Below are 22274 nucleotides of genomic sequence, written 5' to 3' on the forward strand. Positions count from 1 at the left end.
CACGTGGCGACCACATCCGTACGAGACCGATTGCTGGCGGACCGGCGCGCGCTGCTCGATCTGGGCACGCGCAACCGGCTCGTGCACATCCCGCTCAAGACCAAGACCATCCGCACCATCGACATCGTCGGCGCGCGCTCTGCTGCGCTCTTCGAGCTTCTCGGCGAAGGCAAGCGCTTCACGTTCCTTCCGACGAAGGCAGAGACGGCGGAGGCGGAAGGCACCCTGCCCTTGAGCGTGCCGGCACCTCGATCCGACACGCCGACCACCAAGGTGGACCAGGAAGGTGATGATTCGGAGTCGCAGACGCGGCAGCCGGACACCCGGCTCAGGACCCGGCTGTCATCGGAGGCGCTGCAGAAGCGCCTGCTGGATATCTGGTACGACGCACGAACGCTCGAGGAAGAACAGGGCGTCAATATCCTCTATCTCGCCTTCGGGCTACTGAAATGGTTCGAGGACGACAAATCCGATGTCGAGCGCTTCGCGCCGCTCGTCCTGCTGCCCGTCCGTCTGGAACGCAGCAGCGCCGCCGATCGGTTTCACCTGGTCTCGCGCGCTGAGCCGCCGTCGCCGAACCTCTCGCTCCAGGCCAAGCTCGACGCCGAGTTCGGACTCAAGATCGAGGATTTTGGCGACGAGGACGATGTCGACATCGCGGCCTATCTCGCCGGCGTCGCGGAGACGGTCGCCAACAAACAGCGGTGGGAGGTCAGGACGGACGCGATCGTCCTCGGCTTCTTCTCGTTCTCCAAGTTCCTGATGTATCGCGATCTGGATCCAGAGAATTGGCCCGCAGATGGCGGCCTTGATCGTCACCCCCTCATCGCAGCGCTGCTTCAGGACGGTTTCGAGGGCGCGGAGCCGATCGTGGCCGACGACGGAAAGATCGATTCCGTCATCCAGCCAGTGGCGATGAACCACGTCGTCGATGCCGATTCGTCGCAGGCGGTGGTGATCGAGGAAGTGGTCCGCGGACGCGACCTCGTCGTCAAGGGACCGCCTGGAACCGGCAAATCGCAGACCATCACCAACATCATCGCGTCGGCTGCCGCCGAGGGGAAAACGGTGCTGTTCGTCGCCGAGAAGATGGCGGCGCTCGAGGTCGTGCACCGGCGTTTGAAGCATGTCGGTCTCGGCGCGCTCGCGCTGGAGCTGCACTCCAACAAGGCCAACAAGCGCGTTCTGCTCGAAGAGCTGAGGCGCTGCAAATCGGCCGAGGTCGCGGTCCCGCGCGGCGAAGCCACGCTGGTGCAGCGCCTGACCGACAGCCGTGACGGCCTCAACCGGCATGCGGAGATGATGCACCAGCCGCATCAGCCGAGCGAGCTGACACCGTTCAGGCTGCTGGGTCATCTCGTGCGCTGCGGGGACAACTCCGCGCAGCCTCCCTATCCGTTGCAGGGCGCCCCCTCCTGGTCTCCTCTGGATCTGGAGCGGCGGCGTGAGCTGATCGCCGAACTCGCCGGACGAATTGCGGCCGACGGCGCGCCTCACCTGCATCCCTGGCGCGGTGTCGGCCGCGACGCGCTTGATCCCGCCGAAATGACCGAGCTGCGCAGCTCGCTGGGCGACATTTCGAGCGGTGTCGGCAGCGTATCCACAGGCGCGGCCCGCCTCGGCACGCTGCTCGATCTCCCGCCGCCGGCCACCTTGGCCGATGCCGCGGGGATACTCGCCTTCGCCGAGGCCGCGGCCGCGATGCCGGAGTGCGATCGGACGTCCTTCCGCGACGGCGTCTGGAGCCAGACCGGACTCATCACGGACATCATCGACAAGGGGCTGCGTTACGCGAAATTGAGGACGGCCTTCGAGAGCGCCTTCGTCGAGGCCGCCTGGGATGCACCGATCGCCGAGTGCCGCAAGGTCATCGCCGAGAAGGGCCGCTCCTGGCTGCGCCTGCTCAGCCCGCGCTATCGCGAGCAGGTGGCGCTGCTGGCCTCGTACCTGAAGGTGCCGATGCCGAAAACGCTCGAGCAGCGGCTTCTGCTGCTCGACGGCCTCATCGCGGCGCAAGCCGCACGCCGGTCCTTCGCGGAGGTCGAAGCTGCCGGCAGCACCGCATTCGGAACGGCGTGGCAGAAGGAACGGTCGGACTGGGATGCGCTTTCCAGATTGGCGAGCTGGTGGAGTGCATTCCCCAAGCCGTTCGCAAACGACGAAACGCGCCAGCGGCTGACGCAGCTGGCCTTGTCGGCCGATGATCGGCAATCGATCGAACAGCTCAACCACGACCTCGCAAGTCTGAGGTCCGGCCTCGGCAGGCTGATCGACTTTCTCCAGCTGGAGCCTGCCCGCATCCCGCTCGACGCCGGCGACCAGATCCGGTTGGACGGCCTGTCGCAGACCTTGTCGGAGTGGCAGAGCGCGACCGAGCGCCTCACCCGCTGGATCGCGTTCATGGACCGGGTCCGCCTTGCGCGCGCGCAAGGCCTCGCCGCGCTGGTCGACCGCACGCTCGACGGCTCCTTGCCGGGCGACGCGCTCGAAGCCGCCTTCGACCGGTCCTATTACGACGCCATGCGCAGCGTGATCTTCGCCGATCATCCTGAACTGAAACGTTTCGACGGCGAATCGCACGATCGGCTGGTCGATGGCTTCCGCAAGCTCGACGTCGCACGGATGCAACTGGCCCGCGATCAGATCGCCCACGAGCATGCCGCGGCCCTGCCGCGCAACGCCGGCGGCATCGGGCCGCTCGGTGTGCTGAACGGCGAGCTTGCCAAGAAGCGCAATCATCTGCCCATCCGCCAGCTCCTGGAACGGGCAGGTCCGGTCATTCAGCAGATCAAGCCGATCTTCCTGATGAGCCCTCTGTCGGTGGCACAGTTCCTCAAGCCTGGCGCGATCGCCTTCGATCTTCTGGTGGTCGACGAGGCCTCGCAGATCGAGCCGGTCGACGCGCTCGGCGCGGTCGCGCGCTGCCGGCAGATCGTGGTCGTCGGTGACGAGCGGCAGCTGCCGCCGACGCGCTTCTTCGCGAAGCTGACAGGTAACGACGACGAGGACAATGACGACGAGGATCAGCCGACCTTCCAGGTCAAGGACGCCGAGAGCATTCTCGACCTCTGCCTTGCCAAGGGCCTGTCGCATCGGATGCTGAACTGGCACTATCGCAGCAAACACCAGTCGCTGATCGCCGTTTCCAACAAGCAGTTCTACGACAACCGGCTGTTCATCGTGCCGAGCCCGTACGACGCCGTCGCGGGAATGGGATTGAAGTTCAACTACAACCCCGATGCGCACTACGAACGCGGCAGCAGCCGGACCAACCCCAGGGAAGCGCGGCTCGTCGCCGAGGCCGTCATGCGCCATGCGCGCGAGACCCCGGACCGAAGCCTTGGCGTCGCGACCTTCTCGGTGGCGCAGCGCCAGGCGATCCAGGATCAGCTCGAAATCCTTCGTAAGGAAAACCCGGCAACGGAGAGCTTCTTCGTCCGCGGGGCCAGCGAACCGTTCTTCGTGAAGAACCTCGAGAACATCCAGGGCGACGAACGCGACGTCATCTTCATCTCCATCGGCTATGGGAGAACGAAGGAAGGTTTCGTCTCGATGAGCTTCGGCCCCCTCAACTCCGACGGAGGCGAGCGCCGGCTGAACGTGCTGATCTCGCGCGCCAAGCTCCGATGCGAGGTGTTCTCGTCGATCACCGGCGACGACATCGACCTGTCGCGCGCCAAGGGCCGCGGCATCGCGGCCCTGAAGACGTTCCTGACCTTCGCGCAGATGGGGCAGCTCGGCATCGCGCAGGAGACCGGGCGCGATCCCGACTCGGTGTTCGAGGAGCAGGTCGCCGCAAGGCTGCGGGCGCTCGGCCACGACGTGAAGACCCAGATCGGCACCGCCGGATTCTTCGTCGACCTCGCCGTCGTCGATCCCGACAAGCCGGGCCGCTTCCTGCTCGGAATCGAATGCGACGGCGCCCAGTACCATGCGTCTCGTTCGGCGCGAGACCGCGACCGCCTTCGGCAGAATGTGCTGGAAGCGCATGGCTGGGTGCTGCATCGTATCTGGTCGACCGACTGGTTTCTCCGTCCCAAGGAGGAAACCGAGAAAGTCCTCCGCGCGATCGATGCTGCGAAGGCGCATTGGCGGGACATCGACCAAGGGACTGCGCGAGCTCAACCCGAGCCTCCGGCAACCTCCGATGTGCCGGCGCCGGAGCAGACCGAGCAGCGCCCTCAGGAGATCCTCGCACAGGCACCGACGGTGGCCCCCTATGAAGAGGCGAAGCTGCGCGTCCGTCGGGAGATCGAGCCGCACGAGACGCCGCTTGCCGACATGACGCGGCATGTCGTCGAGATCGTCGCCATCGAGGGGCCGGTGCATGAATCGGAAATCATCGTCCGGATCAGATCGGCCTGGGGCCTTGCCCGCGCCGGCAATCGCATCCGCGATGCCGTGAGAGCGGCGCTGGGATCGGCAGTTGCGAAGGGACAGATCGCCGGGGGTCCGTTCTACGCCGTGCCGGGACAGGCGATCGTCGTCCGAACGCGCGAGGACGTGCAATCGCAGTCCTTGCGGAAGCCCGAGATGCTGCCGCCGGAGGAGATCAAGGCGGCCATCATGCAGATTGTCGAGCAGAACTTCGGTGCCGAGGAGGACCAGTTGATCCAGGCGGTGGCCCGCTTGTTTGGCTTCGGGTCGACCAGCGCCCAGCTGCGGGAGACCGTGCAGGGCAGTCTCAGAAGTCTTCTCGACGCAGGACACCTGCGCCGCGAAGGAGCGCTGCTGACCAGGCCGCAGGAGGCTTCGCCGGCGGCGCAGGACTGACCGGCTGAATGCGTGCCGGGAATCACGGCCCGAACGCCGCGTCACAGCCGCCCCGCGGAGCGCACGTCGCACCGCGTTGCGCAGAGTCGCTGGCAACGACGATCTCGCGATCCATCCGCGTCCTGCAATGGCGGTGGAGCGCCGACGATGTCGGAGCTGACGCCCCGCAGGGCGGAATGTCGCCCCTCCGGCTGTCCCCGCAACCGCGCGGAATCGCTGAAGGAACGGAACAGGCGAGGTCAGAATTCGTTCAGCACGGACGCTCGTCCCGGCCAATGCATCGGACCAGGATTGCACGGGTCCGTCCCGGCCACTATCCTTGAGGTGAGACACGCGCTGGCCCGCATCCCACAGGAGCGCCCCATGCCGACCGCGACCCCGGCTCAGACCCTGGCTCCCCTGGACGAGACCATCACCATCGCGGAGCTGACGCGCGATCCCTATCCGATCTACCGGCGCCTGCGCCGCGAAGCGCCGGTGTTGCGGGTCAAGTCGGTGGGCCGGACGTTCCTCACCAAGGCGGCCGACACCAAATATGTGAAGGACAATGCGGCGCTGTTCTCGTCCAACGATCCGAACACGCCGATGAAGCGCGCCTTCCTCGCGCATACCCTGATGCGCAAGGATCACGATGAGCACCGCGCCGAACGCATGGCGATGATGCCGGCTCTGATGCCGAAGACGATCGAAGCCGTCTGGGAGCCGCTCTACACCAAATTCGCCACTGATTATCTCGACCGGCTGCCGCGCGGCGAGATCGTCGATCTCTTCCCCGCCCTCGCAGGCCCCTTGGCCGCGCGCATCCTCGCTGAAGTGATGGGCATCCCGGACGCCAGCGACGCGGACATGCAGCGCTGGTCGCAGGCCCTGATCGACGGCGCCGGCAATTTCGGCTGGACGCCGGGGCCGTTCGACGCGTCCGATATCGCCAACGCCGAGATGGACCGCTGCATCCGCGCCAACATGGCGCGCGTCCGTGCCGCGCCGGATTCGTCCGCGCTCTCCTTCATGGTCAACGCGAAGAATCCGATTGCCGAAAGCCAGATCATCGCCAACATCAAGATCGCGATCGGCGGCGGCATCAACGAGCCGCGCGACGCGCTGCTGACGATCCTCTACGGCCTGCTCACCAATCCGGAGCAGCTCGCCGCGGTGCGCGCGCAGGACAAATGGCGCTCCGCCTTCGAGGAAGGCGTGCGCTGGGTGGCGCCGATCCAGGCGAGCTCACGCCTGGTGATGGAGGACACCGAGATCCGCGGCTGCCTGATCCCGAAGGGCGACACCGTGATGACCATCCAGGCCTCCGCCAACCGCGACGAGGAGCTGTTCACCGACGGCGAGCACTACAACGCCCTGCGCGACCCCAACCCCCACCAGGCCTTCGGCAACGGCCCCCACCACTGCGCCGGCGCCCACCTCTCCCGCCGCACCGTCGGCGCGATTTTGCTGCCAATGCTGTTCGAGCGGTTTCCGGGGATGGAGCTGATGGATGCGGCCAGTGTGCGGTGGCACGGATTTGGGTTTCGGGGGCCGCTGGGTTTGGTGGTGCGGGTGCAGTAGGGCGGGGCGGGGGGGGTCTTCGTGCCGCTTCGGTGCAATTCATCCGGCAGCGGGTTGGTTAGAGTCATCGTCCCTGAGGCGACGCATGACGCGCTGGTGTTAAGTGGTCGTCTCATGTCGAACGGGAGCAGATCCGAAGCTAGCACAGTCCACTAAGTATCTTTGACCAATTCAATCAGCGGGCAGTCTTTTCGTCGTCATCGGCCCGCGCCACACGATCCTCCTTTTCATCCGAAGGGTTGGGCGCTCCATAAGGCAATGAAAAACGAAATTCCACCCTATTGGGATCTTGCGAGCTAATTCCATGGATGCTCAAGGTGGCCGACTTGTTAGGTAGGTCGCCACCCGACAGTTTGTAGCCAACAACCACAAAAACAATTTGCGCGCCGAGAGCAATAGCATATCGGCGCCCCTGCATCCCCGCAGCCCGAGCAACATTCTGCGGTGATCGCGTTCCACCATGAAACTTGTTTTCGATAAGTATAGCATCTTCAACGTACAGGTCGAGCTTACCGCCGCCGGCTTTCGATCCTTCCTCGACCGTTATCCCTTGAGATCGAAGACTGTCGCGCAGCAAGACTTGAAGGGCTTCTTCATCTCGCAATGCTTCTCCAATATAGTTAAGAAACCAAACGTCGATGAAAGCATACATTCCCTTCAGAACCCGCGTCAGCTTTTTCAAGTCTTCCGCAGTTAGTCCGGCGCGGAGAAAGCGTCCGATTTCCATCGTTAATTTGTCGGGAATATCGGGATCTTCCTTGACCCAACGTTCCGGCAACTCGAGATCACTGGCGGTGACTGCGAGCAAACTTTGCCTGCGCGTTACTAGACGATCTGCAGCGGCATCGTCGAGCCGCTTCGCTCTGCGAAGCGCGTCAATCCAAGTTGAAGGGATGTTTGAAGGGGCTTTTATATACCCATCAGCGTCGTTGCCCATGATTACGCCGAAATGCTTCAAGAACACGATCTTTGACGCAAGGCCGACAATCTCAACAACACTGCGAGGACAAAAGACGTATCCTGTCCGCTTTTGAAGCTCGTAAACGTCAGACCACTTCTGCGGATTGAATGAAAACTCAGGAATCTTAAGCGCACCGTTCGGATACCTCGCCAGCGTACTAATTCGCTGCGTTTTGCTTTTTGGAAGGTCGACGATGATCTGCTCGGGGCCCAAGCGCTTCAATTGCTCGACCGTCCATTTCATCTTTTCGACGTCCACGCCTTCGGAAAGGACCGCCTGCGCGCAATCAAGCGCCGCCTCAAATATCTGCGCGCCAAGCAGGAATCGCTGCGGCAAGGTTTCTAGCTCACCCTCGATCCTTCGCCAAAGGGTGCGCCTGTTTTGCTCCAAGGCTTCCTTTGGGAGGCCATGCGTTTCCGCAATAAATCTGCTCCTGAAGGCAAATGCACGATGAAACAGGTTACGATCGAGAATTCCACGCGCGAGCTCAGTTGCCTTGCCATCACTCACATCAAAGGCGGGGTGCGTAACCTCCTTGGCGAGGATACGAAGCATTGTATCGTCACCCACTCCAAGGAAGATGTCTTTCAAAGTAAAGCGCCGACCTCGATCGCGTTCGGCAATCAAAAGCAAGCGCTGAGCCATGGCTTCGGCCGAACGAACCTTATGGTGATGATATAATCGGTCGTAGAGGAAGGTTCGGCCGATCAGCATCTGCTCGAACGAACCAAAACCGGATGCAGCTATGCCGATTTGCAAAAACATCCTGTCCTTTGAAGAACTCGCTCGAGCGAATAGTTCTTTCAACGAACGATCAACATTATCTGGCGTAATCCTTAGAATTTCTAGACGCGATAAAAGCCGATCGGTATCAAACCCGATATCGAGTCCCGCGTGGTACGCGTCACGGGGAAGGTAGTCGAGCTTATCGGCATCGATTTGGCTGCTGATCAAGCTTGATAGGTGCGTTGCACCCGGACCTTCCACTGCGCCAATGATTGAAGAGACAATAAACTCTTGGAGTTCTCTACCGCTTCGGCCCTTCGCAGTGAAAAGGCTGTCGTGCGCAAGGACTTTCGTCATTGCTTCCGAAAGCACGAGCATGGCCGCGATGACCTCAGATGCGGACGGCACCGAGTTCAACGTGTAGATTCTCTGCAGCGCTTTTTGAAGTTTACCGATTTCGGCCCGCCACCCGGAGGAGCTCTCGTCAGTTCCGAGAAGCGTCGTTGTCTCGAGAACCGGCTCTATCGCATGACTGAATGGGCCGTGTCCTATATCATGTAGGAGCGCAGCGAGACGCAGAGCATATCGATCGTTGTTGTCGATCAACGGCAAAGTGAGCGTTGTATTGTCACGATTCCAGCGATCGATCTGTCTGGACAGCGATTGAACGCATTGTTCGACAGCGCCAACGACGCCGAGGATGTGTTCCAGCCGATCGTGCCCTGCTCCAGGGAATACGAGTTGAGCAAGGCCCAACTGCCTTACCCCCCGCATCCTTTGCAACAGGGCTGTGTCCAGCAGGGCCACTTCCCACGGAGCTAGATCGATCGTCCCCCAGATGGGATCGTTAATTTGTTTCGGACGAAACTCCCATCTGTTGGAATCGTCCAACAGATGAAGCAGCGAAGCAAGCCAGTCTTGAGCAAGTCCGTCGGCTTCGCCGGTCAGTTCGGGCGCCAGTCCTCGAAGTTCGTTGCGTACTGGCGGTTGCAAGCGGGTCCTTAGGACTTATGCTGCGGCTGGCCGATCGGGATCTATAGCGAACTGCGTTTCAATCTCAGCTGCTGCGGCGACGAGCTTTTGGCCGATCGCTTTGGCATCAGCCGTCGAAATTCCATGGGACAATACTATCTGCCTAGCCTCGCCATCGCCAAGCGTAACATCCGTAGATAGATAAGTCGGGTTAGGCTCGCTTGTAATGAGAGCTTCCTGGGCGGCCAGAAGGATGTCGGGCAGCTCGTAGCATCGTAACCCTACCGACGTGTTTCCGAAACTCAGACTAGTCGTCAGAGCGGCCGGCAAAACGGGAACACATTCATTCAGCGCCCGATCCAGAATGCCGTGGGACGTTGGCATCTTTTTACCGCCTGACCCCAACCGCCAGAGGGCTGCCAAGAGCGCTGCTGATTCAAATCGGCTAGCCATGGTAATCTCCCCTCGCAGCTATGTACTTGATTCGACATCTAAATGGGGTTAGCCCCATTTGTAAACGTGGGAGGCCCCATTTGGGTTAACGTCATATGCGTTTTTTTACTTCCCAGGTACTGGCGAGCGTAAACATCTCAACAGAAACGTTGAGGCATTGGAAGCGGGCGCTACCGCCGATCCGAGCTCGTCACGGCCGATCGGAGGGCTACACTTTTCGTGAGGTTGCTGCATTGGCGCTAATTGCGCGGGCGGTCCATGACCTTTCCGTTCCGATTTCTCGCTTTACGCCATTTGCCACCGAGCTATTCGAGAGCTTCGACCCATTGGGGTCCGCCGAAAGCGGCATTCTGTGCATCACGCCCAACGAGATGGTCATTACAGACATCGCGAACATGCCCGATTGCACTTCAATCGCAATCGTACGCATTGCTCCTGTGATCACCGAGCTTCGGGCTGCGCTCGCAATGGACTCTGGCCTCGACCAATTGCAGCTGCCGCTAGGCGCCCATGTAGTTCCATTCTCGCGGTAATGTTCACTATATGTTCTTATTCGTGATAAGTCAATGGCTGAGCTTGCCCTGCTAGGGGGTATTGCGGCGACAATGTACCTAGTCGCTCACACGACACCAGGATTGTTTAAATGAGCGCCAACCGCGCCCGCAATTCATCCGGTGATTTTGAATCCGAACAGGTCAGGCTGCTCCTGCTCATCCAGGCGAAGCACTCCGAGGAGCTGCCAAATTTGCGGACGCTTCGCTATGTTGCCAAGCGCAAACGCTACTCCCCGTGCCGGATACTCTTCATTGAACGTCTTTTCCATACGCAGCAAGGTCTCGGCTTCCCCATAGTCTTTCTGCCAGCGCCAAAACATTGCATGCGTCTCCCAGTCGCCGTTCTGGTAATTGTGGGTACCGTCCTCGTCTTGGAAGTGGAACCGGAAGTCGAAGGGCGATGGCTCCAACTCGGCCAGCTCCTTATCAAAAAACGAGACCTGCTTTGCAGCCGCCCTGTAAGCTTCACGCTCGTCGGCTATCTCGCTCGCGGATTTGCGCTTAGCGACGAAATTAACGTTGCTGGGCCTGATGAGCGTCAGAGAATGTCCCTTGCTCATTGCCTCCACAGCCGACCCCGTGACAAGCGGATTGAGCAAGCGTACGCGCTCAGCTTGCGCCATGGACTTGCCGACTTTTATGCTGTCCTCGAATACGTGACAGCTCTCCGGACGCTTGTCACGCGTCGGCAATCGATAGCGAAACTCCACCCAGTCCCAACGCTTGAAGGTAGTTCCTCGAAGGTGCCGAAAGCGCACCGGGAAGAGACGCTTCCAGTGACCGTCCGCGGTCACGCCAGCACAGCAGACCGTCTCACCGTAGCTCTTGCTGGGCTGCGGCAGCGCCTTGACTAGCACGGCGACTCGGGAGGTTTGCAGCATTCCGGACATAGCGCTCGGGCTCATCACCGTAGAGATGGAACACGCTAAGTTCTTTAGGTAGCCGGGACGCAACTATTAGTCGATGACATTCTTTCGGCTCGCGCTCGAAGCACATCAGACACGTAACCTCGCCGACCGCTAATTCCGATAGTTCCTTCAGTGATTGCTGGGGCTGGGCCTGCGAAAGGTGTTTGCCATAGATGCGCTTGAAGTCGTCGTAGCGGCCCGCCCGTGCCGCGTCGCGACCTTCTTTCGGATCTCCCAAGGCGCCTAAGTGAATATAGCGCATGCCTTCCGCCTCGATCCGATCTCTCAAGCGGCTTTTCGAGAATCCCTTCTTCCGCGAGAGAGGAAGCGCTCTCACGTCGGCCAAGAGGCTCACTCCGACCGCTTTGAGCGTCGCGATGAACTTGTCAACGTCCGTACCCTGGTAGCCAATTGTGTAGATTGTCGCCATGCAAATCACCCCGCCGTCAAATGTCGCTGTGCACACTTACGAATTCGTATGCAAGCCCTAGCGGCATAGCGACTGCGCTGGCGGACGGCTAAAATCAGCCGTAGCGCAGAATTGGGCACGTTATTGCTCCGAGACTTTCGGCAATCCAATCCCACCGCATCGCACCCATGCCCAACTGCCCGTCGTGCCAGTTTGCCGCATTCCGTCGGGCAACTCCGGCCTTGTGTCGTCGGGCAAATCAGATCGATGCTCTTCGCCGTCTCCTGCTCGGCTAGAAGGGGCGTTTCGCGATCGTCACGGACCGTGGAGCGGGAGATGCGGTGGCCGCCTGGGGTCGCAGTGCGCGTTTCGCGTGCGGACGAACGAACCCCGAGCGGACGGTCAAGCCGTGTGGTCCCGACACCCCGACGCTGGTGTCTTGATCGGCGACATCCCGATGACGGGGGCAAGCAAGCCCGGTCCCCTGGGAGAGCACGGAGCAGCCGTTCAACCCATCGCGCAGGGAAGGCCGGTTGTTCGGCCAATCCTGTGGTGACTGCCGCCTGCTTTTCTTTCTGCAGGCGGGCCATGGGTGCGGCCTGCACCCGGCCTTCCCTGCGCCCTTCTCTTGGAAGGGTGCCCCGATGAGCAAAGCTCGGACGCGAAAATGCGCCGCGAGGCTGAGGAGCCGCGTTTGCAGGTCGGAGATGAAGGGTTGAGCGCCGGGAAATGGCGCTCCCTAGGGGAATCGAACCCCTGTTTCAGCCTTGAGAGTTGAAGTTTTTCCTGCTCGACCAGTTCGCATCCATTCGCCGCAATCCAATATTATCATATACTTAGATGATCGAGGTCCGCGATCGACCGCCTCCGTACGCCCTCGCTTATTCGACGGATATTCGACGGTTTCGAGAAGGTTGGCATGGCGAAAACACTCTTAGAAGAACAGATCACGACGGCCAGGGCGCGCTGCAGGTTGGATCTAGGCGTACATTGGCGGCGCCTCGACGCCGAGGCGCATCTTGGCTATCGCAGAGGCAAACGAAGTGGGAAATGGCTGGTACGCTGGCGCAATCACCATGACGGAGCCAATTACAAGCAGGCGCCGATCGGGGTTGCCAACGACGTCAACGATAAACCAGCCGAAGGCACGCTGACCTTTGAACAGGCCGTGACACAAGCGCGAGAGCACGTCACCCGGTCAAGGGCAGAAGCGGCAGCGCTAGCTGCCGGACCGCCGCCCACAGTGCAAGCGGCAATTGAGATATACGTTCGCGAGCGCAACACCCGTGACAGCCGGAGGGCCGGTCGCGAAATTCGCTCCGATGCTGGCCACCGACTACGGCGCTACCTTCTTGGTCAAGAGCGCCGTGGTCGTCAGGAAGCCATCAAGGCTGCTCCCCTTGTCGCTGTCCGCCTGTACGCGTTGACCGAAAATCACCTTCTAACTTGGCGTGAGAGCCTGCCGGCAAAATTGAAGGCCACCACGAGGCGCCGGCTCGCAGCTGACCTGAAGGCTGCCCTGAATGCAGCATGGCTCCGCCTCCCCTCGGAACAGAAGAAGCTGAACCCGACATTCCCTTCCATTGTGAAAGACGGGCTCAAGGCTGAGCGAATCGACGATGACGACGAGACATCCGTCGCTCGAGACAACCAAATTCTCACGGATACACAGGTCAGTACCCTCCTCCGAGCAGCGCGCAAGATCGACGAGGAGCAAGGGTTTGAAGGCGACCTATATCGCATCGTCGTGTGCCTTGCGGCAACGGGTGCGCGATTTGCGCAACTGAGGCGGATGCGCGTGAGTGATGCGCAGCCGATAGAGCGACGCCTGATGGTGCCAGGGTCATACAAAGGGCGCGGCGGCAACGGCGGCTATGTGCCGGTACCCGTCGGTGAAGATGTCATTGACGTTCTGATGCCGGCAATTTCAGGCCGCCCGAAAGAGGTGCCATTGTTTGAGCGCTGGAGGTACGAACAGGCTGGTAGCTTCGGGTGGAAGAAGTCGGAGCGCGGTCCGTGGAGGACAGCCGAACTCACTCGCCCGTGGCAAGACATCCGCGAGCGCGCGGGGCTCCCGAAGGTCATCCCTTATGCGTTGCGGCATTCCAGCATCGTACGCGGCCTTCGCAATCTGCTGCCCATTCAGCACGTTGCAAAACTGCACAATACTTCAGTGCAGATGATCGAACGCCACTATGCGAAGTACATCGCAACAGCCCTGGAAGATCTCGCCAGGGCGGCTGTCATACCCCTTATTGATCCGGCGAAGCCAGCCCCGCATTCCGCCGATCGCGGGGTCCAACCAGAAGCTCTTCTTGCCGATCCAGAATGCCTTAGATCGAATCGCTCTGCTGGGCCTGTTTAGTAACGCTGCAGACCGTCAAGCATTAACTACTTTATGGCTACTCTTGAGACAGCGAATTTATCTGCTGTTGGCGGGTACCGCATTGATGCCAACCAGAGACAGCAGAGATTGCACAACGACCAGCCTACGACGACCGATCGTCGTGGTCGCAACTCGACCATTCCCGATGAGTTCATAGATCTTTGTTCGCCCAAGACCAGTCGCTTCACACGCTTCCGCCACGGTACAAGTTAGCCGCTGCGCAAATGGGATGCAATCCGACGGATGACGCTTCGGCTCCTCTGGAGCCACAATAGGCGCCGTTTGGGTAGTCCATTCGATGTCTCGGGCACGCCGCGTCAAGGATGTGCTTCCTCCATAATCGAAGAATGCAACGTGAGGCCGCCCGCATGCGACGTCAACAGAGTCGAAGGAGCAGAGCGTCCTAGCGTACATCAGAAGGCTGCGGAGGGATCAGCATCTAAAACGCGAGCCACAATTTTCGAACCGCATGGTCTCGTTCGACTCGCCCTTCGATCGTCTGCGTGACGCATCCGCTTCCACACGGTTTTCACAATTCGTAAGATCATTGGTTGGAGAGAGCGCCGCCTTGATGAAGAAGGAAGGCGGCAGACGGTTGATCCTGTGGGATCGAGCGGCCGCTCGGTCGGCTTGGTAGCCAAGAAACGTTGGGCGAGCAACGCTGGGCTGAGCCGGAGCCGACGGCAGCGACGCGGCGCCCCATTACGCAGGTGGCCCTGCCGCCAGCAGATCGTGCGGCGGAGGTGGCCGGGCTGCAGCGGGAGATCGAACGACTGCGCATGGAGCGCGCCATTCTAAGAAAGTTGATCGCGATCTTTTGCTGGGGTCCGGACACGAGATTCCGCCTCATAAAATCACCGCACGAATACCCGGTCACCGTCATGTGCCGCGTGCTCGAGTTCTCGCCGGCAGGCTATACACTCGGCGCGCGTCCGGAGAGCCGCCGATAAATCCCCAATGGCATCCACGGCGCAAGTATGTTTTAATCGCCACGCGTGCTAATTTCCGCGGCCAACTCCACGGCTGCTCTCCACTCGCCTTGAGCCCGGATGCACAAGCAATAACCCTGAAGGTATGTAATCGCGGAAGTGCCCTTCGCTCCATCTCTCGCTCACGAAACTAATAGGCAGGCTCATGCGCAGCATGCCGCGTCTGCTACAACCACTTCACGCGCTTTTGGGAGACTTTCGTCACATGTTGTCACGCGCAAACTGCAACTTCTGCTACATTCCAGCATCGCTTAAACTCTTCCGATTTTGAAAGCCTTGATGGTGTCAAACCTGAGTCTTCCTAAGCCCAAGGACTGGCAAGACTTTGAACGAAAAACATGTGCGCTTTTCGCACGTATACTTGGCGATCCCAATACTCAGATGCACGGGCGCACGGGCCAGTCGCAGCGAGGCGTAGACATTTGGGGCTATCGAAATCAAGATTCGCGACGGCTCGTGGGTGTACAGTGCAAACTGTCTGCCGATCCGATCACCGTAACTGAACTTGAAGCCGAACTCGAAAAGGCGAAGACCTTTAGACCTCCCATTTCGGAATTTTTTCTGGTGTCGACCGCCCCTCGAGACGTGAAGCTGCAACAACGAACTCGCGAGCTCACCTCAGACCTTGCGGCCACCGATCACCCCATCGTGGTCTGCATATGGGGCTGGGAGGATGTCGAAGAAAGCGCCTCCCGGTACGGCGACGCTTGGACACTCTTTGATCCTACATACAATCCGTTCGCCGTTGAGGCGCACCGCGAAACGCTACGAAAGCTCAATACTATTGATGCTGAGCTTCGGCGCAGCCAAGCCACGTCAACGCACTTCGGAAACACTCACCTTCTTCTACCCGTGCCATCGTCCTTCGATGGAAAGGTCAAAGAATTCAACGACGAATATCTAGCAACAGATGCTGAACAGGCAGCTATACCATTCGGCGGGCGAGACAGAGATCTTCGCATGCTCGATGAATGGCTGGGCGACAACGAATCGGCGCCGCGATTCCTCCTTGTCGGGCCAGCCGGTCGCGGCAAAAGCGCACTTCTAGTTCACTGGATTGCTCACCTGCGAGCAACCAAACGTATAGAATGTGGCGAGAATCGCCTCCAGCTGGTCTTCTTCCCGATCAGTATGCGATTTGCGACGCACTTGCCTAACGTTTTCTACCAAGCACTCGCGGTGCGCCTCAACGACATCGTCCGGGGTAAGCTGCGCACCCCTGCAGAAGGCACTGACGCCGCCTCCTACTACCAAGATCAGTGCCGAGAGCTCCTCGGCTTGGCTATCAAACAAGGGATCCGGATCCTCGTAATTGTTGACGGAGTAGACGAGGCACTAGGTGGTCGCTTTGACGCAAATTGGTTCCCTCGCGCAACTGGTACATGCGTGCGCATTCTCGTTTCTGCGCGATTGCAAATCGGCGACCACGACGCCATTGGGTGGCTTGAGCGTCTCAATTGGATTGGTCGTGTTCGTGCGGAGACGCACTTGCTGCCTACTCTAAAACGGGAAGATCTGCTGGACCTAGCGCTTCACGGTGGCGAGGCCTTAAAGCGACTGGCAATGCGGCGAGAATTCGTCGACCGCCTCGTCAATCTGACAAAAGGCGAGCCTCTGCTCGTAAGGCTCTACGTTGAGGACTTGAGCAAGCGAAGTAGCGAGAAGGACCGGCTCACGGTTGACGATCTGGCCAGTATTGAACCCGGGTTCGGGCCATATTTCCGTGATTGGCTAGAACGGCAGCACGAAGCTTGGCAGCAAGAATATCATGGGCACAGTTACGACCAGAACACGCTCCAAGCCTACCTGTGCGTGCTGGCTTGTGCCTATGGACCACTGCCTTCGCACGAGCTGAACGAGGTTGCGAAGTCGATTTATCCGATTGCTCGCGCCTTTAGCGTTCAGACTGCACTTCGCCCATTGCGCCGCTTCATCATCGGCAGCGACAAGCACTCTCCAATCGGGGGACCTGGATACACTTTGAGCCACCCTAAACTTGGCGAATTTCTACGAGACGAATATTTTGATCAAGAGCGCGTCAGAGAAACACGAGAAGCCTTCGTTGCCTGGGGACGATCGATCTTAGATCGCACGAAGGTCGCTACGTTCTCGCATGATGTTCCACAATATGTGCTGCAGTACCTCGGCCAACACTTTGAAGATACGAACTTTGCTGCTGATGACTACATGAATTTCGTTGAAGAGAACTGGATGCGCGCATGGGAACATTTTGAGGGTGGGTATCACGGGTTTTCGCAGGACGTTTACAGAGCAGATCGAATTGTGATGAAATCCGACAGTTCACGATTCAAGTGGGCGCGACGTGTGCGCTGCCAACTCGTCTTGAGCTCCATCGGGACGGCCGGGTCAAGGATCCCCTCTACGTTGATCATCGCCCTTTTCAAATCGCACGCGATCACTGAAGTACAAGCATTGCGCCTTGTAAACTCTCAGGCGGAATACCGTAGACTCGAAACGATTGTTGGTCTTGCACCGCTATTGTCACCAACGTCATGCGAAGAAGCACTTCAAATTGCGGGCAGAATTGGAAGCGGGACGATTCGAGCCCGGGCATTGGCCATCTTAGCCAGCCGAGTCTCAGAACCTGAGCGAGAGCGTGCATTTGAACAATCGCTAGAGGCGATCGAACGCATTACGCCTGAGTGGGAGCTCAGCGAGACGTTTTCGACAATCGTTCCCCATTTGCCAGCCTCATTGCTCAGCCGAGCATTCACCCTTGCGCGCTCGATTGTGGGAGCCGAGGATAGAGCCGCTGCTATTCTTTCGCTGGTGCCCCATTTGGCACCGCAAGACCAGGTCGCTTTGATCAACGAGATCAAAGCTACCGTTTGCTCTGCAACTTGGGGATACTCCCGACATCGCGGCCTTCTGCCTTACGTAGTGCCTCAAATGTCAAGTGCCGCGCGCTCGGCGTTGATCGGTGAGTGGATTTTACGCAGCATATTGCCAGATCCCACAACACTGTCTGCTTCTGCTCCGTTCCTTGAACAGGACGAACTGAAGGCTTTAACGAAGATCGCCAACAGACTTAAAGACGCCGCAAAGCGGGCCATATCCCTAGCTGCGCTCTCCGGCGCGCTGCCTGAAGCGACCCGTATCGATACGTTACGAGAATCGCTCTGCTTGATTCGGAAGCTTCAACCTGTCCCTCCAGTTTTTGACATGTTCGGCGGGAATCCGGGTTGTGACGGCCGAGCTGACGCGCTGTGCGCGGTCGCACCATTCCTAGCTGACGAGCTCCACGAAGAAGCTCTTTCAATCGCTTGCAGCATTCCCACGGAGAGTGCACGAATCAACGACAACAGAATTGATGCGTTGTTGGGTCTCATCCCAGTCTTAACGGGCAACCCTCGAATGGAGGCGACCGCTCACGCATTGGAACTCGCGCGCTCCGGGAGACATAGGTCGGGCTTGAACATTGCAAGACTGATATCATGGTCCGCCATCGATCAACGCCAAGAACTTGTTCAGGAGGTGCTTGCGTTGATGGGGAACCGTCATGATTGGTTTGGCGGCGAGCGGGTTAAGGCGATCAGACTCATATCCTCACATTTGTCGGCTAGTTTAGTAGATCTTGTGCTTAGTGCATGCCGAGCCATCGAACATTCGGACGAGCGAACGGAAGCTCTTGCTGCCGTCTTGCCGTATCTGCCTCCGTCCAGACTTGCATTCGCCTCGCGAGAGGCACTCTCCAATGCTCGCTTGATCGACGACAAACAAGTAGAGGGGGAGATCCTTGCAGCTATATCTGCTCTCCTGACGCAGGCGACAGCTGAGAGTACTATCGACAAGAAGATGATGATGGTCGATTATCGATCAAGTTCGGCTTTGTCCGCCGGAGTTGGACTTGCGGAGGACGCGATGACTGCCGCAAGGGCCATCGCAATGTTTAATTCTGCACCGGAACACTTCTCGTCCCTTGTTCCTCTCTTGCCCGCCGAAAAACGAGTCGTGGTAGTGAAGGAGGCGCTGGCTGCGGTTGGAAAGGGCGTGAGGGGTCATCAAGCCAATGCGATGCGAGCTATTGCGCCGCACTTACCTCCCACGCTTGTAGAAAATGCATTATCAGTCCTCGATGAATTTTTCGATTCGGACGAGCGTGGCATTGCCATGGCTTGGCTACTGCCGCATTTGCCAGAACCCTTGCAGATTGAAGCGTTATCTTCTTTTATTTCGCAAGCTTCTCAAATGACTCGCCCCCAACTGTTGCGGGCGCTCAAGCCTGTCTGCCCACTGATAGCGCAGATCGGTGGTCGCGAAAGCTTACTAGAGGTTCGCCGTGCGATTTGCGACGTTCGGGATTGGTTTCCATGATCGAGAGCTACGTAGCCGTTCTTGCAGATGAGCTCTTTGAACACCGAGACCCCGACTCTGCTGTCTGAAGATGGATTTTGCGGAATCAGTCGGCCAGTGTCCTGAATTACCCAGCGAAGCACGTTCCTTCGTTGCGAAGCTCATCGAACGGCCGGCCCGCCTGGCTCTACCCCTGCTAATTTCGGCGGCACCAAGGCGATCGCCAGTCGAGCGATTAGCTTTCGGCGAACTGATAAGCTTTACGATCAAACCCTGTCGGTGTCAGTTGGATCGATGATCAGTAGCGGGAAAAAGCGCGATAGGTGCCTCTGAATCGGCAAATTCCCCGCAATACAAGTCAAAACATTAAATGCGCCGCTTCGAGTTCGACAAGTGCGGCGTACTCGAAAGAACTGATTGGAAATAGTCCTCATCTAAGAAGCGAAGGATTTTTTTCAACTCCGCTTTCTTTTCAGGAAGCACTAGAGCGATTTTGTCTCCATTTGATTCAGTCTGGATATTTATGCCGAAGACCAGGGCCGCGGCCTTCGTGGCCTCCAAATCAATTCTCTCAAGAATGCCACTCTGCATTACAAGGGCCACTTTTCTCCTGACCCAGCTGTCGGAGTTCGTTACAAAGGTGGCAAGGTCGGGAATCTTAAGCATCTCATTGGCGGCGAACTCTTTAAGGTCGTCGTCCGTTGCTTCTCTATAATACTGACTGAGATCAAAAATCTGACGCGCCGAATGAAAGCTGAAAAACGAAAGCGTATTATCTTCCAAAATCGCAGAGAGATTCGGGCCTATTGTTAGGCCGACGCCCTCGACCTTCTTGAACACGTTGGCGGAGTGAAAGATAGATAACCCCTTGTTCGAGATTATCTTGCGCTTATCAAAGCTCTGAATTAGAGCGACCCTAAGTCCGCCATCGTTTTTACCCATGAATAGCGCCTTGATGGCTTCGAGTTCGATAGGATCCGGCGCTATTTCAGGTATACCTAAGGGGTTTGCGATAGCCCCGTGAAGGTCATCGATGTCGTCGTAATCATCTATATACAGACACTCCCCCGTGTCCGGCTTGTACTTTCCATCAAAGGCAACTCGCTCTTCGCTGGACGCTCTGAACTTCCCTTCTTGGACTTTGAAGGTTTCGTCCATCTCACGCTGGACTTCGGCCGAAAGCGGAATACGAACAATTCGGCGCGCGGGATCGCCTGTTAGTGCAAACAAGTTCACGGAATGATCTCCAAGAGCATCGATCCCGATATTCTTTTCACGGTCTTAACGTCCCGAGGATCAAGAATTTCCCGCGAAGTAATCAACGTGTACACCATACCGCTCGCAGCCTCGGCCTTGTAGAACCGATACCCAAAGATGCGCAGCAACGGACTAGGCACTGTCGCGTCTGTGAACCAAAAAATACCCCAGACCAAAAAGCCAAAAACAAGAATAATGCCGACTGTGATATCGGAGGCCCTTATGAGGAACGGAAGAATGTACGTAACAACGACTCCGAGCAAAAGAACATCGTTAGGCTCGATCTTTCTTGCGCTGAAGGGAAACGCCTCTCCCCTCCAGTTCAGCGCCGACAGGATATAGACAACCGTGAGGCTTCCGACGCCTCCTGCGACCACATAATAGATCGCATCCCAAAATGCGCTGCCAGCGAAGAGACGGGCAGCGCCGACGCTGATCAGTGCCGGGGAAAACGCCGAGACAAATAGAATGGCCTTAAGAAAATTCCTCATCAGTCACGAACCGTACAGAACAAAACGTGAATATACGCTATCCGGTTGCGATTGCAAGCCGCAAGGTATCACCAAACATCACAGGATAGTTCGGGCTAGAGCCAATAACATCGTCGCCGTCACGATCATGCGGCTTGCCGGCGGATCAGCCAAGCCATTCTTGCGGCGCACAAGAGAACCCGCCGAAGACGACCGTGCGTTCTCAAAAGAAGAGGCATCATCAGGAGCGTCGTAAGCCCCGGTGACGGCCGCCTTGCGCCGGCGGTGCAGCTTGGAGAAGCCATAGAACTACTCCTGTTGGAACGTAGTTGGCTAACCTTACGAGCCCCGAAGGCATTCGACGCCAAACGGCAGTCGGGCTTTGCTTTATGAGCGCACTGGAAATCTGAATCAGCGATAACGCGGTCGCGTGACCTCGGTCAGCTCCGCATGGCTGCGACCTGCAAGCAGCACCTCGAAATTGTGATGGGTCCAAGCCGCGTCCCTGAAGGAACTCAGACGAGCGTCTCTCAGTCAGATCGATTGACTTGCTTTGCTGCTGCTGAAGTCAAACGCACGCCGGGCTGGTCGCCATTAGTGAACTCTATCCCTGCGATTTCCAACGCACGACGCAGCTTATCCACCGTGCCAGTGTAAGCCGATATTCGTCCTGGAGTTCGTTCAATCCTTTTGATGGTTTCCAGCGAGACGCCAGATTTCTCTGCAAGGTCGCGCTGTTCGATGCGCAGCATTGCGCGAGCTGCCCGGATCTGTTCGCTAGTCAACATTACGCCTCGAGGGTAAAATTTTGCACCTGAGGTGTTGACACTTCAGGAGTTCTGGATTACTCTAGTAGCGTAACATCGAGCCCCTTGCGGGCAAACCTTGGCGCGCGCCTCTCCCACAGATATCGGCGTCGGCCGGAAGCCTGCTGCCATGCGGTTCACAAGCCTGACTGGTCGTGCGACCAAGTGCGTGCGGAGTGGCCAATGATCAACCACTCCTGCAAGACCAGCGCTGACGGGTTGTCGACTTGCCCTCTGGCACCTCAATCAGAGGACGCCCCGCTCCTCGTGCTTGAACAGCAATTCACCGCGATATGCGCGGAGCTGGAGTGGTTGCGTCGCACTCCGGTTCAGGTTGGTAGAGAGGCACCTAAACAGTCCGAGGGGGAGCTCTCCTTCCGGGAAAGCCCCGCTGACGAAGTCGCGACAGGCCAAATAGAAGCAGTACTTCTCCGTCTGTACCCGATCGAGCACGAGATCATACAAACTCCAGCGTCGACGATTGTAGGACTGGGCGTAAAGGCGCGGCACGCCGCCTATGTTACGTCCCAGTATTGGGAAGAGGACCTTGGCCAACTTGATTGGGAGGCGAAGGCGGTTCGCGGCTTAATAGAAGCGGTCTGCGCGGTAGCAGGCGTGGCGCTGCCTTTTCGTCATTCAGAAGTAGACGAGTGAGTGCGCATTCGTGTCGCACTTCTACGGTCCACATACGATGGAGCGAAGCGAATGAGTGTCGTAAGGATCATGGCCGCAATAC

Annotated in this window: 13 protein-coding genes and 1 tRNA gene; 5 read left to right on the forward strand and 9 right to left on the reverse strand. The window is 58.5% G+C overall.

What is annotated here, in order from left to right:
- The first annotated feature begins 3 nt into the window (after nucleotides 1-3).
- Together ACQR03_RS26810 and ACQR03_RS26815 are read left to right on the forward strand one after the other, a co-directional pair.
- A complete protein-coding gene (locus tag ACQR03_RS26810; RefSeq protein ID WP_315753965.1) occupies nucleotides 4-4773 on the forward strand; it encodes a DUF3320 domain-containing protein in 4770 nt (1589 codons plus the stop codon).
- Between the two features lie 363 nt (nucleotides 4774-5136).
- The gene (locus ACQR03_RS26815; RefSeq protein WP_434841611.1) at nucleotides 5137-6333 is read left to right on the forward strand and encodes a cytochrome P450; all 1197 of its coding nucleotides are present in this window, start codon (nucleotides 5137-5139) and stop codon (nucleotides 6331-6333) included.
- A 175-nt stretch (nucleotides 6334-6508) separates the two neighbouring features.
- Here ACQR03_RS26815 and ACQR03_RS26820 read toward each other — a convergent pair whose 3' ends face one another.
- The 5 genes from ACQR03_RS26820 to ACQR03_RS26840 all read right to left on the reverse strand — a co-directional run bounded on the left by ACQR03_RS26820 (nucleotide 6509) and on the right by ACQR03_RS26840 (nucleotide 12112).
- Nucleotides 6509-9013, reverse strand: a complete 2505-nt coding sequence (locus ACQR03_RS26820; protein WP_434841610.1) for an HD domain-containing protein — start codon at nucleotides 9011-9013, stop codon at nucleotides 6509-6511.
- A gap of 15 nt (nucleotides 9014-9028) precedes the next feature.
- Nucleotides 9029-9445 (reverse strand): hypothetical protein, encoded by a 417-nt coding sequence (locus tag ACQR03_RS26825; RefSeq protein WP_434841609.1) that lies wholly within the window; start codon nucleotides 9443-9445, stop codon nucleotides 9029-9031.
- A 667-nt stretch (nucleotides 9446-10112) separates the two neighbouring features.
- Nucleotides 10113-10856: a hypothetical protein gene (locus ACQR03_RS26830; RefSeq protein WP_434841608.1), complete on the reverse strand. Its 744-nt coding sequence runs from the start codon at nucleotides 10854-10856 to the stop codon at nucleotides 10113-10115.
- On the reverse strand, nucleotides 10813-11337 hold the full coding sequence (locus tag ACQR03_RS26835) for a DUF488 domain-containing protein (protein ID WP_434841607.1): 525 nt from the start codon (nucleotides 11335-11337) through the stop codon (nucleotides 10813-10815). Before ACQR03_RS26835 ends, ACQR03_RS26830 begins: the two co-directional genes overlap by 44 nt.
- 709 nt (nucleotides 11338-12046) lie before the next feature.
- Nucleotides 12047-12112 (reverse strand) — tRNA-OTHER (locus ACQR03_RS26840).
- 123 nt (nucleotides 12113-12235) lie between these two features.
- Here ACQR03_RS26840 and ACQR03_RS26845 point away from each other — a divergent pair.
- Nucleotides 12236-13681, forward strand: a complete 1446-nt coding sequence (locus tag ACQR03_RS26845; protein WP_434841606.1) for a tyrosine-type recombinase/integrase — start codon at nucleotides 12236-12238, stop codon at nucleotides 13679-13681.
- A 57-nt stretch (nucleotides 13682-13738) separates the two neighbouring features.
- Here the strand turns inward: ACQR03_RS26845 and ACQR03_RS26850 are convergent, their stop codons facing one another.
- Nucleotides 13739-14116 (reverse strand): excisionase family DNA-binding protein, encoded by a 378-nt coding sequence (locus tag ACQR03_RS26850; protein ID WP_434841605.1) that lies wholly within the window; start codon nucleotides 14114-14116, stop codon nucleotides 13739-13741.
- An 854-nt stretch (nucleotides 14117-14970) separates the two neighbouring features.
- Between ACQR03_RS26850 and ACQR03_RS26855 the strand changes: the two genes are divergently transcribed.
- A complete protein-coding gene (locus ACQR03_RS26855; protein ID WP_434841604.1) occupies nucleotides 14971-19026 on the forward strand; it encodes a hypothetical protein in 4056 nt (1351 codons plus the stop codon).
- A 345-nt stretch (nucleotides 19027-19371) separates the two neighbouring features.
- Here the strand turns inward: ACQR03_RS26855 and ACQR03_RS26860 are convergent, their stop codons facing one another.
- The 3 genes from ACQR03_RS26860 to ACQR03_RS26870 form a co-directional block, all read right to left on the reverse strand.
- Nucleotides 19372-20241: a Kiwa anti-phage protein KwaB-like domain-containing protein gene (locus ACQR03_RS26860; RefSeq protein WP_434841603.1), complete on the reverse strand. Its 870-nt coding sequence runs from the start codon at nucleotides 20239-20241 to the stop codon at nucleotides 19372-19374.
- Nucleotides 20238-20753 (reverse strand): hypothetical protein, encoded by a 516-nt coding sequence (locus tag ACQR03_RS26865; RefSeq protein ID WP_434841602.1) that lies wholly within the window; start codon nucleotides 20751-20753, stop codon nucleotides 20238-20240. Before ACQR03_RS26865 ends, ACQR03_RS26860 begins: the two co-directional genes overlap by 4 nt.
- A gap of 509 nt (nucleotides 20754-21262) precedes the next feature.
- Nucleotides 21263-21520, reverse strand: a complete 258-nt coding sequence (locus ACQR03_RS26870; RefSeq protein WP_316213944.1) for a helix-turn-helix domain-containing protein — start codon at nucleotides 21518-21520, stop codon at nucleotides 21263-21265.
- 201 nt (nucleotides 21521-21721) lie between these two features.
- Here ACQR03_RS26870 and ACQR03_RS26875 point away from each other — a divergent pair, with 201 nt between their 5' ends.
- On the forward strand, nucleotides 21722-22192 hold the full coding sequence (locus tag ACQR03_RS26875) for a hypothetical protein (protein WP_434841601.1): 471 nt from the start codon (nucleotides 21722-21724) through the stop codon (nucleotides 22190-22192).
- Nucleotides 22193-22274 lie beyond the last annotated feature (82 nt).

Source organism: Bradyrhizobium sp. HKCCYLS3070, from assembly GCF_051167575.1.
In the GTDB taxonomy this organism is placed as follows: Bacteria; Pseudomonadota; Alphaproteobacteria; order Rhizobiales; family Xanthobacteraceae; genus Bradyrhizobium.

Excerpts from the sequence above, each read along its gene's own strand:
- ACQR03_RS26815 (WP_434841611.1), top strand. The coding sequence starts at position 5,137 with ATGCCGACCGCGACCCCGGCTCAGACCCTGGCTCCCCTGGACGAGACC.
- ACQR03_RS26845 (WP_434841606.1), top strand. The coding sequence starts at position 12,236 with ATGGCGAAAACACTCTTAGAAGAACAGATCACGACGGCCAGGGCGCGC.
- ACQR03_RS26865 (WP_434841602.1), bottom strand. The coding sequence starts at position 20,753 with ATGAGGAATTTTCTTAAGGCCATTCTATTTGTCTCGGCGTTTTCCCCG.
- ACQR03_RS26870 (WP_316213944.1), bottom strand. The coding sequence starts at position 21,520 with ATGTTGACTAGCGAACAGATCCGGGCAGCTCGCGCAATGCTGCGCATC.
- ACQR03_RS26855 (WP_434841604.1), top strand. The coding sequence starts at position 14,971 with ATGGTGTCAAACCTGAGTCTTCCTAAGCCCAAGGACTGGCAAGACTTT.
- ACQR03_RS26850 (WP_434841605.1), bottom strand. The coding sequence starts at position 14,116 with ATGTACGCTAGGACGCTCTGCTCCTTCGACTCTGTTGACGTCGCATGC.
- ACQR03_RS26875 (WP_434841601.1), top strand. The coding sequence starts at position 21,722 with ATGATCAACCACTCCTGCAAGACCAGCGCTGACGGGTTGTCGACTTGC.
- ACQR03_RS26835 (WP_434841607.1), bottom strand. The coding sequence starts at position 11,337 with ATGGCGACAATCTACACAATTGGCTACCAGGGTACGGACGTTGACAAG.
- ACQR03_RS26825 (WP_434841609.1), bottom strand. The coding sequence starts at position 9,445 with ATGGCTAGCCGATTTGAATCAGCAGCGCTCTTGGCAGCCCTCTGGCGG.